The organism is Thermodesulfobacteriota bacterium, assembly GCA_034189135.1.
Lineage (GTDB): Bacteria > Desulfobacterota > Desulfobacteria > Desulfobacterales > JAUWMJ01 > JAUWMJ01.
Genome location: JAXHVO010000085.1, coordinates 1 through 18,273 on the forward strand (window position 1 = coordinate 1; position 18,273 = coordinate 18,273).

An 18,273-nucleotide genomic window follows, 5' to 3' on the forward strand; every position below is an offset into this window, starting at 1 on the left:
TGAAAGCCTTTCAGAATTTGGGTTTTTGGTTTCGTCACCATCTGTATACCCTTATTCTAAAGGCTTTTCCAGCTTTTTTAGATGGTTATTACTACTTTTTTTCGCTCAATTGGGGTATTATTTTTTGAATGAACCGTTATTTTTTCAGCACGTTGCCAAAATGTAATTTCATTCCTTGAAGCAACAGCTGTTACGATTTCTCCTGGCTGACCAAAAGCCACGGCAAAGTCAAACGAAAACGAGTATAATGCATCATATACAAATCCTATATGGATTTTGGCAAGTGCACTGCCAATAGGTCTTTCCAAATAATCCAGCCCGTCCCATTCAAAAAATGCAATCTGGTCAGGTAATGGATCAAGGTGCTGGATCATTGTTCTGCCAGCTATTTCAGCTTTTACAACAATCTGCTTAAGAGAGGCGGGAACGCTACTGCCGCTAGTTGGAACGGAAATATGGGTTTTATAACCTTCAACACGATCGCTTGCATAATGAAGCGTCATACCTGTGCCGGGAAGATCTATATCTTTGTCAAGGGTTCTTTTCCTTGGGTTTACATTTTTTATACAGGCATTATGTACCAAAAGGCCGCTTTTCCCCACAAAATAAGTATGCGAATCTTCAACCTCAATATTATATACTGTTTGTTTCTCAGCCAGCCGTTTGCTTTCAGCAAGTTTTATCCATTTGCCATCTACGCTATAAGCTTTATCGCCTATTTTTAGTTTTTCGGCAGTAACCCATCCACGGTTTTTTATCCAGAAAGGATGCTCAACAGTAGTACCGATGGTTTCTAAAATACTATTTTCATCATTGAACTTGAGATTTATAACAGTTTGATTCCGTGTAACAAAGGTCCTCGACACTTTGCGCAAAATCGTGTCTTTTTTGTTTTCAAAATGTGAGAAAACATGATCACCTTTTGCAATCTTTTCTATCGGTATAAGCCCATTGGCGGTCTTCACCAGTGTTCCTTCAATAAAGCAAACACCACTATCAGGTTCACACGTGGGTTCACCATTCGGGTTCGGGTTTGTTGCATCATTGGGCGGGGCAGAAGGCCAGTTGAAGTCACAAGGGCTAAAATGTGTTATAGCAGCTCGCCAAAATGTTGTATCTGGTGCGTATTTTCCGTTATCAGTAAGCCCAACAATTTCATCATTAAACATCCCATCCTGATTGAGATCATCGGGTTGGTCATCGCCATCCGCATCTAATGCGTCAACAATGCCGTTATTATCCATATCGAGGAGTTTTACCACCACTCCGTTATTTAAAGGAACCCAAACACCACGGTCACGGTCGTAAAAGCCCACGGGTACAGGTATTCCCACATCAAAACCAAGGAAATTTTGCACCCAGGTAACCACCGATTTTTCAAATCGAACCCGGTCTGCTCCATCTACAGCAAGCTCCACGCAATAGGTGTATGCAGAGGTAGGCGGTAATACAGCCGGCATGGAATCAATAGTGGTAAATTCGCTCGCCCTGACGGTGATGGTTTCAAGCTGATGAACATCGTTACCGTTTTCATCTACCAACCAGGCAGAGTTGTCTCCGGTAAAAACCATGGAACAGGAGCGTGAGCCGAATTCGTCGGTGACTTCGGTGCTCTGATGTGTAACGATTGTATTCGCATTACCATCAAAGGTAAAAGTGGTGGATACCGGATCTTGTGCGATCATCTGGATGGTTTCAGTTATGGCGATATCGTTCCAGGGCACATAGACCTTTCGGTGCGATGTTATAAATCCTTCTTTCCGATAAACAATCCTCATAGTAGCGCCACCTTCAACAGGTATGGAAAACCTGCCAGTGGTGTCTGTCAATATTGTACCGTATTCAGGATGGCTGTGAATAGTTATTGAAACATCCTGTATGGGAGAATCGTCTATTGCATGGACAATACCGGTAATTAATGAAAATCTCTTTGGATCATACTCATCAACTGTAGAATCAGGTGGTATTAAATCTTCATATCTTTGACCGAATGATCCCTCGGGCTGTGGAGCGGGGTTGCCTGTAACCTTGACCGTAGTCTTGGCACTTGCAGAGCCGAAAGACCCTGTAACGGCAAGTGTATAGGTGGTGGTATGTTCAGGAGTTACGGAAAGGGTCCCGTTTGTGGATACACTGCCGACTCCGTGGTCGATGTGGGCACTGTGGGCATTTTCCGATGACCAGGAGAGTGTCGCTGATCCACCCTGGGCAATGGTTGCCGGTGATGCACTGAAACTAACTGCAGGCGGTACGTTTACCGTAACGGTGGCACTGGCGGTAGCGGCGCCGCCGGGATTTGTAGCTGTGATGGTGTAGGTGGTGGTTTCTGTGGGTGATACAATATATGATCCGTTTAGGGCTACGCTTCCGATACCGGGCTCGATCACACAGGTATCCGCATAAGTGGAAGTCCAGGTTAGAGTGGAAGATTCGTCTGTTAGAATTGCTGTCGGACCAGCAGTGATTTCTACCGTAGGCAAATCAACTATATTCACCATAACCGTGTCAGGTGCACCGTCTATGGTGCCGTCGCTTACAATGAGTTGGACCTCATAGGTGCCGATCAGATCTGCGCTAAAGGTCGGATTCACCATTGAAGGGTCGGAAAGGACGGCCGTACTTCCGGTGGGAACAGATACAAACGTCCAGCTATAGGTTATGGTGTCACCGTCTATATCGCTTGAACCGCTGCCATTGAGTGTAACAACGCTACCTTGCAAGGCAGTCTGATTAGGCCCTGCATCCGCCACAGGCGGATCATTTACAGGATTTATCGTAATGGTTACTGTTGCATCACCGGAATCAACGGTGCCGTCATTGGCCCTAAATGTAAAGAAATCACTGCCGTGATAGTTATCATTGGGTGTGTAATTAAGATCAGGAGCTGTACCGGTGAGTGTCCCGTGAGACGGATTGGATACGATTTGATAGGTTAGAGTATCACCATCTGCATCGGATGCGGTAAGAGTAATGGATGCGGTTTCATCTTCATTCAGTGTGACTGATTGACTATTGGCCACCGGGGCATCATTGACCGGATTAATGGTGATATTGACCGTAGCGGTATCCATACCGCCGTTGCCGTCGCTGATAGTGTAATTAAAGCTGTCCGTACCGTTAAAGTTTTCATCCGGCGTGTAGGTCAGCGTACCGTCGCCGTTGCTGCCTGTCGTACCGTGGGCCGGCTGGGTAAAATCATCGACACCAAGGGTATCGCCGTCCGGGTCCGTATCGTTGCTTAAAACTGTAATGGCGGTTAGCGGTGTATCTTCATTGGTGGTGACCACATCATCGCCTGCAGTGGGAGGATCATTTACCGGCTGGATTAAAAGAGTGACTGTGGCGGTATTGCTGTCCAGGCTGCCGTCACTGGCTTTGAAGGTAAAGGTGTCGCTGCCGTTATAATCGGATGATGGGGTGTAAGTCAGATTCGGAGCTGTGCCGGTTAAGCTGCCATGGGACGGCCCGATTACGATTTGATAGGTTAACGCATCGCCATTGGCATCGGATGCGGTTAGAGTAACGGCGGCTGTCTCATCTTCGTTCAGTGAAACGGTTTGATCATGGGCCACCGGTGCGCTGTTGGCAAGGGTCACCGTGGCACTGGCTGTGGCCGTGCCGCCGGTACCTGTGGCGGTGATGGTATAGGTGGTAGTTTCCGTGGGCGAAACAGCGGTCGATCCGTTAACATCGACATTGCCGATACCCGGTTGTATCACACAGGTATCCGAATGGGTGGAAGTCCATGATAAAGTTGAAGATTGACCCACATACATGGTGGAAGGATCAGCCGATAATGTGACCTCAGGTGGAGGGGTTACGCCTTTTTTCTTTATCTCTATTTTTATTGAAGAATCTGGAGTTCCCGCAAAAAAAATTGTAATTCGGCTGTTAGTGAGCAGATCAACATCTTTTTCAAAAATAGTACTGGTTCCCGTCAAAAAGTCGCTAAGGCCAATAAAATTTCCGTTTAGAAAACAAAATCCTCCCGCTATTTCTTTATCAGGTGTATTTTTGACAATGGTTAGGACGCCGTCTGAAGGTTCATCCACTGAGAATGGATGTAATGATAAATGAACATACAAATTGCTGATTGTTAAATCTTCGGGGCCAAATACTGTCTGGTCTGCATAAACAGGGGCTGCAATAGCTGAAATAATAAAAAGAATTGTGAAAAAGGAAAGGATTTTTTTATACATGGCTCTTTCTCCTAGTTTGAAAAAGACGTCTTACTGTTTTACGCACAAACCCGGGTATATTCACTTAAAGCGCATGAACCGGAGTCCCAAAAGTCCGTCCGCAAAATATTGAGGATTTAGAGATGAAAAATTTATTTTTCTATAAACGCCGGATAATTAGACGAAAAAATTTTGCAATAATTATACCGGATAACTATACATAAAAAAGCAAGATAAGAAATGATTGTATAAACAATGAGATAACAGAAATCTATATGGTTTATACGGAGGATATTTATCGATAAAACCAATGAAATATGAAGATAAAATTGCACATATATGTGTGCATTGCACATATTTATGTGCAATCACTCGAAGGCCTATTAAAAAGCCTCCCGCTTTGATTCAGCGGGACGTGGTGCAACATTTTGTAATCGTTCAATGTGTAATCAGCACACCCCATGATTATCCCGCTGTTTCGGGACATGCCATTCTGGTTCCGCTGCTTTTGGCGTGAGGGTTGATTTTTTTGAATTCAATATGTTTTAATAATTTAATATAAACAATTAGTTATCGACAATCAGGATCTTGGTATGAAGGAATTTTGAAGGCTATCACATACAGATTAAAGTGCACATATTCTTGTGCAATAAATCAGATGGTCTCGTAATCAGATTTTACCGTACTTTTATTAATAACGAAGTGAAAATCGGAGAAATACTGGCGCTCATCACACCCGCTGCATAAAAAAAGACCCGGGGTAAAGACCCGGGCCTTTTTTATCGAGCAGTATTTGTTATGCGATTAGAACAATCCGGTCACCTGGCCGGTCTGCGGATCGACATCCACCCGTCTGAAGGCCGGGTTGGAGCCGGTTCCAGGCATCAGGCTGATGGTTCCTGCGCAGGGGCAGAGAAACTTGGCACCGGAATAAATCAGCACGTCCCGAATGGGCAGCGTCCAGCCTTTGGGTGCACCCTTGACCGTGGGATCGTGACTCAGGCTGAGATGGGTTTTGACCATCATGGTTGCAAAGTCGGCGTACTTGGGATCATCCTCGAGCATCTTGGCTTTGGCCTCGGCCTCCGGAGTCCAAGACACACCGTCCGCACCGTAAACTTCCTTGGAAATCAAATCGACGCGGTCGCGCAGTTTCATCTCTAACGGATAGAGGAATTTAAACTCGTTTTCTTCCTCACAGGCCTCGACCACGGCATCGGCAAATTCCAGTGCGCCATCGCCGCCCATCTCCCAGTGTTTGGACTCGGCACAGCGGGCACCGGCTGCTTCGGCTGCCTTGCGGACAATGTTACATTCCGCATCGGTATCGGTGAAGAACCTGTTGATACACACCACCGGGTTGATGCCGGCCTTGCGGATGGTGTTGATGTGATGCACCATGTTTACGCAGCCCTCTTCAACCATTCCCAGGTTCTCTTTGGTGTACGCATCCGGCATGGCGATACCCGGTGTGACTTTGGGCCCACCGCCGTGGCTTTTCAATGCACGAATGGTGGTGGTCAGTACCGATACATGCGGTTTCAATCCGCTGAAGCGGGATTTGACGTTCCAGAATTTTTCAAAGCCGATATCGGCACCGAAACCGGATTCGGTGATGTGATAGTCGAACAGTTTCAACCCCACGCGGTCGGCGATAATGGAGGACTGGCCCACGGCGATGTTGGCAAACGGTCCCGCATGCACCATACAGGGGTTGTATTCGGCGGTGCACATCATGGTGGGGTTGATGGTGTTGCGCATAAACGCGGTCATGGCGTTGCCGACTTCCAGATCACCGGTGGTGACGGGTTTACCGCTCTTGTCGAAAGCCACGGTGATGTTGTTGAGCCGTTCTTTCAAATCGGCCAGATCACGAATCACTGCCAGAATGGCCATACATTCGGAGCCAACCGCAATACCGAATTTGGACTGCATGGTAAAGCCATCCATACGGCCACCAATACCGATAATGATATTTCGCAGGGCCTGGGCGCAAAAGTCGATGATCCAGCCCATCTCCACCCGGGTGGGGTCGATATTCAAGCGCGGCATGCCGGTCAACCGGTCCAGCTGTTCGTCATTGTAGTTACGCTCATGCTGCATGCGCGCGGTCAAGGCCACCATGGCCAGGTTATGGGCATTCATGATATCGTTGATGTCGCCGGTCAGACCCAATGAGAATTCGGTCATGGGAATCAGCAGCGAGTTGCCGCCGCCTGCAGCGGTTCCCTTTACGTTCATGGTCGGCCCGCCGGAGGGCTGGCGCAGTGCCCCGCCCACGTTTTTGCCGCGTTTACCGAGGCCTTCCATCAATCCACAGGAAGTGGTGCTTTTGCCTTCTCCCAGCGGGGTCGGCGTGATGGCGGTCACCTCGATGTATTTTCCATCCGGTTTGTCCTGGAGACGATTGATAATTTTCAAAAAGTCCAGTTTCGCCAGTCGGCCCATCGGAAGTATTTCGTCCTTTTCCAGGCCAAGTTTGTCCCGCCATTCATCCGGTGTCGGCATGTTCGGTTCAGCCGCCTCGGAAATCTGCCAGTCAGCCATTTCTACTGCATTATAAGCCATAAATTGTCCTCCTCATGGTAATAAAAGTTAGCATTTCAGAAACCTTACAGGTTCCTCGTTTAATTATCTTACAATTTTTTCTATATATTCAACTGGTTCTGAGCTTTTTTTTAATAAAGTAATTTTCGTATCATGAAAAATTTGATTTGGCAAGAGATATATACCATAAAAACATCACATTCAGCCCTTATTTTTCTGTTTTTGTTTTATAGTAATTACCACAAATATTTGTTTTTCAATCTTAGTCGGTTCGTCAGGAGAATCGCCTGTTTGGCCGGTACCAGACTTCACAATCTTATCTGAAAATAAACGTACGGCAGCTATCTCGGAAAGATTAGAATTGAACCAGCCCCAAGGGACAGAATCTTACGGAAGCGTTGATCGTCTCTGCCTGTATGGGCTTACCTGAGAAGATAGGGGGCGTGTTACGATACCGATCTCATCTGTAAGTCTTGTACCGGCCAAACAGGCGATTCTCCTGACGAACCTTAGTTTTAATGAATCGTTGTGCCCAGTCGGACAGGAGAATTTATGAGAAACAATATCATGTTAAATCGATGAGGGTTCTGTCTTGTTCTGCAATTGATTTAAACTGAAATAAAGCCCTCTCTTATCTATCAAATTTTGGTGGGTTCCTGTTTCGATGATGCGCCCCTTGCTGAGCACAATGATGTTGTCGGCGCTGCGGATGGTGGACAGACGATGGGCGACAACAATCGAGGTTCTTTTGATCATCAGGTTATTCAGCGCCTCCTGAATCTTTTTCTCTGTCTGGGAGTCAATATATGAGGTGGCCTCGTCAAACAGGATCAGTTGCGGATCACGGGCAAACGCCCTGGCAATGGATATCAACTGGCGCTCACCACTCGATAATGCTATGCCTGAACCGCTCAACACCGTTTCTATACCCGCCGGCAGCCGGTCCACCAGGTCCCGGCAATGGGACACCGTTAAAATATCCATCAGCTCCTTTTGGGAAAGATCCGGCTTTCCTTTTAAAATGTTGTCTCGAATGGACCCGGAAAATAAAAAGGGCTCTTGCATCACCAGCGCCATTTTGGACCTTAACACTGAAGTCTCAACTTCCCGGATATCCCTTCCGTTTATGCAAACCCGGCCGGACACGGGATCATAAAAGCGGGCAATCAGGTTAATCAGAGAGGTTTTGCCTGACCCGGTGGGCCCGACCACCGCCAATGTTTCTCCTTTTTGTACTTGAAACGAAATCTCCTCAAGAACACTTTCCCCCGGCACATAATCAAAGGAAACGTTTTGCAAGGAAATGTCTTGTATCACGCTTAAACCCGGCGCACCGGTTTTTGATCCCACAGCCATTTGCGGCAGCATGCTCTGGTGGTCTAATAGTAAAAATATTCTTTCAGCCGAAGCCATGGCATTCTGCAGAATGTTATACTTTTCGGCCAGATCTCTGATGGGACGAAAAAACATTTTCATATACGCAATAAAGGCAACCAGGGCGCCAAGACTGAGGTTTTCTGCAATGACATTTTTCCCCCCGTAAAACACCACCAGGGCAGCCGCAACCACTCCTAAGATTTCTATCAGAGGCAAAAATACAGCCAACACACGGATCTGCCGCATGCCTGCCAGATAGTTTTCATGGTTCAGCCCCTTAAAATTGTTGGCATTATTTTGTTCACAGCGAAAAAGCTGAATCACCCTTACTCCGTCAATGGTCTCGGAAAACCGGGTGTTGATTTCCGCTAGTTTAACCCGAAGGTCTCTGAACACCTCCCGGGCCTTTCGGGAAAAAACAATAGATGCATAAAGAACAAAAGGAAGCACCATGAAAGACACCAGGGCCAGTTTCCAGTTCAGGCAGATCAGAACGACTGCAATCCCAACCAGCAAAAACAGATCCTTGAAGATAATGGAAATCACCGAGGTAAACAGCTCATGCATATTCTGAATATCATTGGTCACTCGGGTCACCAGCCTTCCCACCGGATTTTGGGTAAAGAATTCGATGGATAATTTCTGGATTTGCGCAAAAAGTTTTATTCTCAGATCATGCATGATCATATGGCCGGCATACTCCATGATCATTTTTTGCAGGAAACTGATGCCAAAGTTCACCAGTATGATGACCAGAAATATGGCGGTAAGCACTCCCAGGCCGGAAAAATCACCTTGGCGCAGTACGGCCATATCCTCTTTTTCCAGGCTGCCCAGCATTTCATAAGGAATTCGTCCTTCTGTTTCTGTGATGGAAAACAACCTGGGGTATCGGTTGACCACCGCTCTGATTTTCGGGTCGGATATATCTGCAGTCAAATACCGGCTTTTACCTTCGGCTCCCGGTACCAGACGGGTTTGCATGGTATCGGTTTGAGGCACAATATACCGGTCAATGGCTATCTTGGTCACATAGGGCAGAGAAAGATCGAGCAGGGTGATACAGATAACCAGAACAATCGACCATAGCAGCAACCCTTTATACGGCCCGGCATAGGGATATAGACGTCTGAGCAGCTTGGTGTCGTAAGGCCGACCAAGCTTTTGTTCTTCGAAATATCCGAAATCTGTTCTCATAATGTTATTTTCGACTACTCACGTAGCCAGGCTGAAGCAGTTTAGACTGAAGGCTGAAGGGGTCAAAAGAGCAAGCTTATCGTCCTTTGGCGGAATGTGATTCTTGCACCAAACATGGTTTCAAAATATGCTTTTTCCTAACAGTCTTCAACCTTCGGCCTATCCACCTGAGTTGTTATAATTTTACGTCGCCTCCAACCCTTCTTCAATTTCCTGCAGGCGATATGTTTTGGCGTAGTATCGGTTGTTTTCCATCAGCCGCGCGTGGGTACCGGACTCCACCATCCGTCCCTGGTCCAGGGTGACAATTTGATCGGCAAATCGGACGGCGGATAACCGGTGGGAAACAATAATGATCGTCCGTAAACCGGCCATGTCCGCTATGGATTTGATGATCGCCGCCCCTGTTTCCAGATCCACCTGGCTGATGGGATCATCAAAAATCAGCACGGGCGTTTCCCGCAAAAATGCACGTGCCAGGGCAATCCGCTGTTTTTGCCCTCCGGACAGGATGACCCCCTTTTCGCCGGTGACCGTATCAAAACCGTGGGGAAATGATTGAACGGTCTGGTAAAACGATGCCATGGCGGATGCCCTGACCAACTCCTGTTGGCTAACCTGCCGGTTGCCAAGGGTGATATTTTCCCTGACGGTTCCGGCAAACAAAAACGGCTCCTGGGGGACGAAGGAAATTTTAGACCTCAGCCCGTTGAGCTGAATCGATCGAACATCTTGTTGATCCAGCAATACCTGTCCATCCGACACATCATAAAGCCTTGGAATCAGGCTTAACAGGGTTGTTTTTCCACTTCCCGGCGGACCCACGATGCCCAGCATTTTTCCGGGCGCAAGATCGATATCGATTTCACCCAGTGCGGGGGAAAGAGTATTTTTATAGGAAAATGAAACATGATCAAAAACGATGCGTCCCTGGATATGATTGGCCGGTTTGGCAGCGGGCTGATTGGCAATCTCAGGCCGGGTCTGTAAAATGCCGTTTAATCGGTCGAGAGATGCCCTGCCCCGCTGAATCAGGTTGGTGACCCATCCCAGGGCCATCATCGGCCAGGTAAGGATTCCAAGGTAGCTGATAAATGCCACAAAATCTCCCGGGGTGATGGTAAGGGAAATTGCCTGGCGGCCGCCGAAATAAAGCACCATGGCCAGGCTGATATTGGTAAACAGCAGCATCATGGGAAAAAAAGAACCGACAATTTTGACCAGACTTAGATTTTTTTGCACATACTGCTTGGATATGGCATTAACTTTTTGGGCTTCCAAGTTTTGCAGGTTATAGGCTTTTACAATCCTAATTCCGGCAAACCGCTCCCTGACCACCTCGGTTAAATCGGAAAATGCCCCCTGAACTTCAAGGTATCTTTGGTGCATTTTTCTGCTGAAAAACAGTGTTCCCACCACAATGAACGGCATGGGGATCAGTACCAGCAGGGTGAGTGTGATATTGATGTATGCCATGAAACCGATGGACGCCATGCCGAGCACAATGGAATCGTTGAGTGCAACCATGCCCATACCTGTGGCCATGCGGATCTGTTGAATATCGTTGGTGGCATGGGCCATTAGATCCCCTGTCCGGGTCTTATCGAAAAAGGAAGCGGAAAGCATCTGAATATGGGCAAAGAATGTGTTTCGCAGGCCCTCTTCCACCCGCCTGGAGGTACCCAGGAGGCAACGCCGCCACAGATAACGAAAAACACCAATCATTAAAGCAATTCCGGCCATCCACACACTGTACAAGAAAAGCCCTTTTGCATCGATTTGCAGCGCGGTGAGATCGTCAATGGCCCATTTTAAGATTCGGGGAATAAAAAGCTGCAACACATCCACAATAATCAGACAGACCAGTCCGCCAACAATCACCACACGGTTTTCTATGAAATATGGTTTGATTAGAGTCGTCGATTTCATTTGAATTAAATAAATAAGTTCTTCTCCAATTTAATTGGAGAAGAGGGTCCAAGCTTGACCCCTGGAACGCTCTGAAAAAATATTGACTCCCTTTATGATTATCTACTTGACTTGTGTTAATTAACTACAACGAATCGAAAGATAATCTAATAAATATAATTGCTGCTTTCAACAACTTCAAGCAATTTGTTTTTCCCACAGATTGACTTTCCGGCCACCTGTTGATATTATAATACGGTTATGGGATCAGGAAACGTGGTGGAATATATCGACCAACAAAAAATACTGTGTGCGGTCGTACTGGAGGTAAGGAACCAGCGACTAAGACTGCTTACCGAAAACAACCGGGAAGTGAATCTTTCGGCCAATCGCCTGTCACACAAATGCAAGACTCAAATTGATTTGTCCTCCGGCAGAAACAGGATGGTTCAGTCATTAAAAGAGATTGCCGATCTGCGGAAAGAGTTGATTAACCACGTGGATATTAAGGGCCTCTGGGAAGTTTTAAACACGGAACAGGAATGGATTGATGTGGCCACCATGACCGAGTTCTGTTTTCCTGACAATCCCTCCTGTGATCACGAATCAGCCGTGATACGGGCCTTTTTTAACAACCGACTCTATTTCAAATTTAACCCGGACAGTTTTTTTCCCAATACCCAGGAGCAGGTCACCAGAATTGCCGCCCGGGAAAAAGAGAATGCCCGCAAAAAACAACTCATCACCCAGGGAGCGGCCTGGATAAAAAGGGTGTTGAACGGCCGCTTTACCAAGCCGCTGTCTGATATAGAAGCAGAATTTGCGGATATCTTAAAATCGGCTTATCTTTGGGAAAAAGAAAGCAACCATTATGAAATCGGCAAGGTCATGCTGGCAAAGGCAGGCATCTATGACCTCAGCAGGGTTTTTCAGATTCTGCAAAAGATTGAGGTGTTCCATAAAGATGAAAACATCGACCTTTACAGGTATAACATACGCACCACTTTTCCCGACCAAGTGATTAAAGCCGCATCTGATCTTACCGAGCGGAAAACCGACTCACCGCAAAACGATTTTTCCCATACCAAACGGATCGACCTGACCGAATTATCCCTGATGACCATCGATGGACAGGCCACCGTTGATTTTGACGATGCCTTGAGCATCGAAGACAGGGGGGATCATTATAGGCTTGGCATTCATATCGTCGATGTCGGGTGCTTTATTCCAAAAGGGAGTGTGATTGACGGCGAAGCCTTTAAACGGGGAAGCTCCATTTATATGCCGGACCGAAAAATCTCCATGCTCCCCACCCATCTGGCGGAAAATCTTTGCAGCTTGAAAGCCGGTGAGATTAGACCGGCCATCAGTACAATGATAAAACTGACTCCTGCTGCGGATATCATTGATTATGAAATCATCCCCAGTCTGGTTAAGGTCAAGCACCAACTTTCCTATTACGATGTGAACCTGCTGGCTGAGGAAGACAAGGCCATTGTTATTCTGCGTAAAATTGCCGCCAAATATCGTGAAAGCAGGCTGTCATCAGGAGCGATTCACATCTCACTTCCGGATATCAATGTGTGGATCGACGAGGATGATTTAATCACTGTGAACAAAATTAATAGAGAAAGCCCGGGCCGGATGCTGGTTTCGGAGCTGATGATCATGGGAAACTGGCTCTCCGCCAAGTTTCTGGCAGACCGAAAAATCCCAGCGATCTTCAGAAGTCAGCCGGATCCAAGGGAGCGTTTATACAAGGGGGAAGAGGGAACTCTGTTCCAAAATTACATGCAGCGCCGGTATTTAAGTCGATTTATATTGAACACTGAACCCAAACGGCATTCAGGACTTGGACTCGACTGTTATGTCACCGCCACATCACCGATCCGGAAATATTTTGACCTGGTCACCCAGAGGCAGTTGCGATCCGCCCTTGGTATGGAAGACGCTTACACCGGTGAAGAAATAGATAAAATCACCATGTCTCTCCAGCAGCTCATGAGCAACGTCTCACGAATCCAGCAACGCCGCAACCGATACTGGATTTTGAAATATCTTGAAAATAAAATCGGCCAAAAAGAAGAGGCCATTGTGCTCTACCAGCGCAGAGACAGATACCAGATTCTTCTCCCGGAGTATATGCTAGAATGCGATCTGTCTGCTCCCGGCAGTATTGTTTTAAAGCCTAAAGATGTGATCCGAGTGACCTTGCAGCATGTCAATGCCAGGAAAAACTCATTTTCCGTATACATGGGATAAACAGACTTACAATGACACTTGTCGCTAGCCATAATGCGTCTTTTAAAACTTGTTTTTTGAGTTATGACGTAAATGTTCCGAGTTACGAGTTGCGGGTTGAAAATCTTGATGAATATTCCGATTAATAACACGAAACGCGCAACTCGTAACCCGAAACAATATCACTTGACGTACACATAGAATCTGCCGCCGAATAAAGTCAGTAAGCAGCAGAGTTGGCACAATGGCAACACTTTACAACGAGTCGCCAAATTCGCTGTGGGATTCAGCTTATATTAAGTTCACCATTTCAGGAGCATAGTTGTGACCACTCCAGAAATAAAAACAAATAAATATACCACCATTGCCCGTCTGTTTAAGCTGATCAGCAATATTTCCGAAGAACAGCTGTTGATTTTGGTAAAAGAGTTACTCAAAGACCGTTTTACGGCTCATTTGTTCAGGCTTATTGTTGAAATGACCGATGACCAGCAGTTAAAACTGATCAAGCAATTGGAGGAAGTGTCTGCAAAGTCGGGCAATCCGGATAAAAGAAGTCAAAAGAGAAAACCTTGCCTGATCAGTGTCGATTACATGGTGGGAAATCGTAAATTCAAAAGCTTTATGCTCGATATCAGCACTTTTGGCGTATTCATTGAAACCAAAAACCTTTTTCCGGTGGGGAAAGAAATCATCATGTCTTTTACCTTGAGTAACCATCAAAAACCCTTTAAGCTCACTGGTGAAATTATCTGGAGCGGCTCCCAGGGGATCGGGGCAAAATTTAAATATTTAAACCAGCACCAGTTTGATATCATTAAATCCTATTCGGAAAAGATGGATGAAATATATGAAATAAACAGTTAAGGATAATTTGATGCGCGTATTATTCTGGTATTGTGAACGTTTTGACTGGATACCCTCAATGAAAACACTTGATGATGCACCTGACGCTCATCCTGCTGAAAACGAAAAAACCGTGGTTGCCTTTGTTCACATTGAACCGGCAGATGTCGAGAAAGGCAGCAGCGCGGAGACCAAACTGGTCAAAAATTCAAAATGGCTGGCCCGTAAATGGGAGACAATGAAAATTGTGCTCCATTCCTTTACACACCTGGGGGAAGAAAAAGCCAAAGCGGATAAGGCACAGGAATTGCTTAAACGTGCAGGCAAACGACTGGAGAATGCGGGCTACTCGGTTTTGCAAACTCCGTACGGATATTTCCTCGATCTTGCCATCAAAGCACCCGGACACCCTCTGGCAAGAATTTACAAACATTTTTAGCCCGATCAATTCGTCTTTTTTCCCTGCTTAGTCCATATATTTTTAAATACGATAAGGGGTAGGATCGGGAAGTTTCTTATCAATGGCCTTTTTGGTGAACCGTTTGCGCTTTAATAAGTGTTAGTGGCTCGTCCGGAGAAGCGCCCATTTGCCCGTATCCGTCTTAAAAATCATTTCGAGAAACTGGCGTACGGCAGCTATCTCGCTGAGATTCGATTTGAACCAGCCCCAAGGGCAGAACCCCACGCCAGCGTTGATCTTCTCTGCCTGTATGGATTTTACTGAGAAGATAGGGGGCGTGTACAGAGTGCTGAATTTTTTTGTTAAGGCGGATACGGGCAAATGGGCGCTTCTCCGGACGAACTGAGTAGAGATTGATAAATTCCCCACCTCTCAATTAGGTAAAGTAATTTATTTTATCGCTCTCCACCTGTCACAGGCCGATCTCGTTGGCCGCTTTTTCCCATATGCCTTTGATGGCCTGAGATGTTGCTGAATTTGGTTGATATTCGAAAATGGTCTCTGCCTGAACCATGGCTTGGGTGAACACCGGGTCAAAAGGGATGCACCCCAGCCACATTAATTTTCTTTCTTTTGAGAATTTTTTAATGCTTTCGGTCAACTCCGAATTAAGATCGAACTTGTTGACACAAACCATGGCGGGAACTTTAAAAAAAGCGGCCAGTTCCACCACCCGTTCCATATCATGTTTACCTGAAACAGTCGGTTCGGTCACAATCAGCACTGCACTGGCCCCGCCGATAGATGCAATGACCGGACAGCCTACGCCCGGGGGACCGTCGGTGAGAATGAGATCAAGGTTTTTTTCTTCCCCGAGTTTTCTGGCTTCCTGGCGTACCAGGGTGACCAGTTTACCTGAATTCTCTTCTGCGATCCCCAGTCTGGCGTGCACCATCGGCCCAAAACGCGTATCTGAAATAAACCACTGGCCACATGTATTCAGCTGGAAGTTGATCGCTTTTTCAGGGCAAAAATACACACAAACACCGCAGCCTTCACATTCAATCGGGTTGACCACATAGTCTTCATCAATGGCATTCCATCGGCATAATTCTCGACACAGATCACACTCGGTACACTTTTCCCTATCAATATCCGCCGTATAACCGGACTGAAAATCAGCCTGTTTTACCACCTCAGGGCTCATAATCAGATGAAGATCTGCCGCATCCACATCGGCATCACACAGAACCTTGTTTTTAGCCAGTGACGCAAAGGCGGCCATCAAACTGGTCTTCCCGGTTCCACCCTTTCCGCTAATCACGATTAACTCTTTCATAAATCTTTCCCATTTTTCTTTAAAACGATATTCGTTAGAAACAAACAGTCGTTTTTCAATCTTAGCTCGGTTCGACCGGAGAATCGCCTATCGGCCCGTTACAATATTTAACATATGAGATCGGTATGTTACACGCCCCCTATCTTCTCAGTTAAATCCATACAGGCAGAAACGATCAACGCTGCCGTGGGATTCTGTCCCTTGGGGCTGGCTCAAATCTAATTGAAGTCTGCCTCAGGCAGACCGTACGTTCATTTCCAGATAGGTTTGTTAAGTATTGTAACGGGCCGATAGGCGATTCTCCGGTCGAACCTTAGGTTTCATGCATCGTTGTGCCCAGCCGGGCATGAAAATTTATGGCGATTTATTCTTTGGGCTTCTAAAAATTTCGTATGGTGATCGGGTAATTATTGCTTCGGTTTTCAGACCGAAAAAAGGTTTTTCCTCGCTCACAGGGTGCAGATAGCAAATTATTAAGTTTTAGTAAACTTGTTTTAGCCGATATTTCATGATAGGCGCGCCTGTCTAACAAAATCAGTTTTAACCCATGGTACATATCTATAAAATATTATTTTTAAAATGTGTAACGTGGTTAATATTGACAGCCAAGCGACTATTTATTACAAAAATGTATGATTACATCCAAAGGCCAAAACCCTGCACAGAAGTGGGAATAAATGCATAAAATAAGACGGATAGAAGAAATTACCCTGCTGTATGAGATTAGCAAGGCCCTGAATGAACATCTCGACCTGCGAAAATCCTTGTACAAGGTTTTGGAGATACTGTCCAGCTCCATGAATATGGTTAGGGGAACCATAACCATTTTGAATCCCTTAAGAAACGAGATAAACATCGAGGTAGCGCATGGCATTTCCAAAAGTGCTATGTCCAAGGTAAAATATAAACTCGGAGAGGGAATTACCGGCCGGGTGATTGAAACCGGAAAAGGGGTCGCCATTCCAAAAATAAGCGATGAACCGCTGTTTCTTGACAGAACTGCATCCAGAAAGGCCGTACCGATTGAAGAATTCTCTTTTATTTGTGTGCCGGTGAAAAAGGGAAAACAGGTGATTGGAGCATTGAGCGTAGACAGGCCTTTTGATGAATCCTACCTGCTGAAAGAGGGGAAAAAACTTCTCTCAGTTGTGGCCACCATGATCGCCCAGCATGTGATTAACATTGAAACCATCCGCCTGGAAAAAAAGCAGTTAAGAGAAGAGAATAGAAAGCTCAGGGAAGAACTGGAGAATAAATACAGTATCACCAATATTATCGGCAACAGCAATAAAATGCGCGAGGTCTATCAGATGATCTCCCAGGTTTCCAAGAGTAATGCCACCGTGCTTATTCGAGGGGAAAGCGGAACAGGAAAAGAACTCACCGCTAACTCCATCCATTACAGCAGCAACCGGGCAAAGAATGCTTTTATTAAGGTCAACTGCGTGTCTTTGCCGGAAAATTTGATTGAAAGCGAGCTTTTTGGTCATGAAAAAGGGGCTTTTACCGGTGCAATTAAAAAGAAGTTGGGAAAATTTGAGCTGGCACACATGGGAACCATTCTCTTAGATGAAATCGGTTCCATCAGTCTTGATGTACAGGTTAAATTGCTTCGTGTCTTACAGGAAAAAGAATTCGAGCGGGTCGGTGGTCATCAAACCATTAAAGTGAATGTTCGCGTGGTTGCCGCCACCAACAAAAACCTTGAACAGGCTGTGGAAGATGAAAGTTTCCGGGGCGACCTGTATTACCGGTTGAATGTTTTTCCAATTTACATGCCTCCCTTAAGAGAGCGCAAGACCGACATTCTGCTTCTGGCCGACTATTTTCTTGAGAAATATGCCAAAGAAAACCACAAGGACATCAGAAGGTTTTCCACGCCGGCCATAGACATGCTGATGGAATACCACTGGCCGGGAAATGTAAGAGAGCTGGAAAATTGCATTGAACGGGCGGTGCTACTATGCGAGGGGGGCGTCATCCACAGCTATCACCTTCCACCTACGCTGCAAACGGGCATGGAATCAGATACATTGCCAGCCTTATCCATAGAAGATGCGGTAGCAAACCTTGAAAAGGAGATGCTCATAGACGCACTCAAAAATACTCGCGGCAATATCACGGCAGCGGCAAAAATACTCCGGACCACGGTCCGAAAGTTTTCCTATAAAGCGGAAAAATACCACATAGATTATCGCAACTATCGCTAATTTTTGAGAAACAGTATTATCATTTTTCCC

Annotated in this window: 9 protein-coding genes; 4 read left to right on the forward strand and 5 right to left on the reverse strand. The window is 46.1% G+C overall.

All coding sequences use genetic code 11. From position 1 onward, the window contains the following. Nucleotides 1–77: 77 nt before the first annotated feature. From SWH54_12715 to SWH54_12730, 4 genes are all read right to left on the reverse strand, one after another. Nucleotides 78–4,199 (reverse strand): Ig-like domain-containing protein, encoded by a 4,122-nt coding sequence (locus SWH54_12715; protein ID MDY6792122.1) that lies wholly within the window; start codon nt 4,197–4,199, stop codon nt 78–80. Between the two features lie 783 nt (nt 4,200–4,982). Then, a complete protein-coding gene (locus SWH54_12720) occupies nt 4,983–6,746 on the reverse strand; it encodes a formate--tetrahydrofolate ligase (protein MDY6792123.1) in 1,764 nt (587 codons plus the stop codon). Between the two features lie 549 nt (nt 6,747–7,295). Beyond that, nucleotides 7,296–9,299, reverse strand: a complete 2,004-nt coding sequence (locus SWH54_12725) for an ABC transporter ATP-binding protein (protein MDY6792124.1) — start codon at nt 9,297–9,299, stop codon at nt 7,296–7,298. Nucleotides 9,300–9,482: 183 nt separating this feature from the next. Further along, on the reverse strand, nt 9,483–11,228 hold the full coding sequence (locus SWH54_12730; protein ID MDY6792125.1) for an ABC transporter ATP-binding protein: 1,746 nt from the start codon (nt 11,226–11,228) through the stop codon (nt 9,483–9,485). A 258-nt stretch (nt 11,229–11,486) separates the two neighbouring features. On the opposite strand from SWH54_12730, the gene SWH54_12735 reads away from it, so the two are divergent. From SWH54_12735 to SWH54_12745, 3 genes are all read left to right on the forward strand, one after another. Next, complete coding sequence (locus SWH54_12735; protein ID MDY6792126.1) at nt 11,487–13,469, forward strand: RNB domain-containing ribonuclease; 1,983 nt, start codon at nt 11,487–11,489, stop codon at nt 13,467–13,469. Between the two features lie 303 nt (nt 13,470–13,772). Further along, complete coding sequence (locus SWH54_12740; protein ID MDY6792127.1) at nt 13,773–14,315, forward strand: PilZ domain-containing protein; 543 nt, start codon at nt 13,773–13,775, stop codon at nt 14,313–14,315. A 10-nt stretch (nt 14,316–14,325) separates the two neighbouring features. Continuing rightward, nucleotides 14,326–14,733 (forward strand): threonyl-tRNA synthetase editing domain-containing protein, encoded by a 408-nt coding sequence (locus SWH54_12745; GenBank protein MDY6792128.1) that lies wholly within the window; start codon nt 14,326–14,328, stop codon nt 14,731–14,733. A gap of 433 nt (nt 14,734–15,166) precedes the next feature. Here the strand turns inward: SWH54_12745 and SWH54_12750 are convergent, their stop codons facing one another. Beyond that, complete coding sequence (locus tag SWH54_12750; GenBank protein ID MDY6792129.1) at nt 15,167–16,033, reverse strand: ATP-binding protein; 867 nt, start codon at nt 16,031–16,033, stop codon at nt 15,167–15,169. Between the two features lie 686 nt (nt 16,034–16,719). On the opposite strand from SWH54_12750, the gene SWH54_12755 reads away from it, so the two are divergent. Continuing rightward, on the forward strand, nt 16,720–18,243 hold the full coding sequence (locus tag SWH54_12755; protein MDY6792130.1) for a sigma 54-interacting transcriptional regulator: 1,524 nt from the start codon (nt 16,720–16,722) through the stop codon (nt 18,241–18,243). Nucleotides 18,244–18,273: the final 30 nt, after the last annotated feature.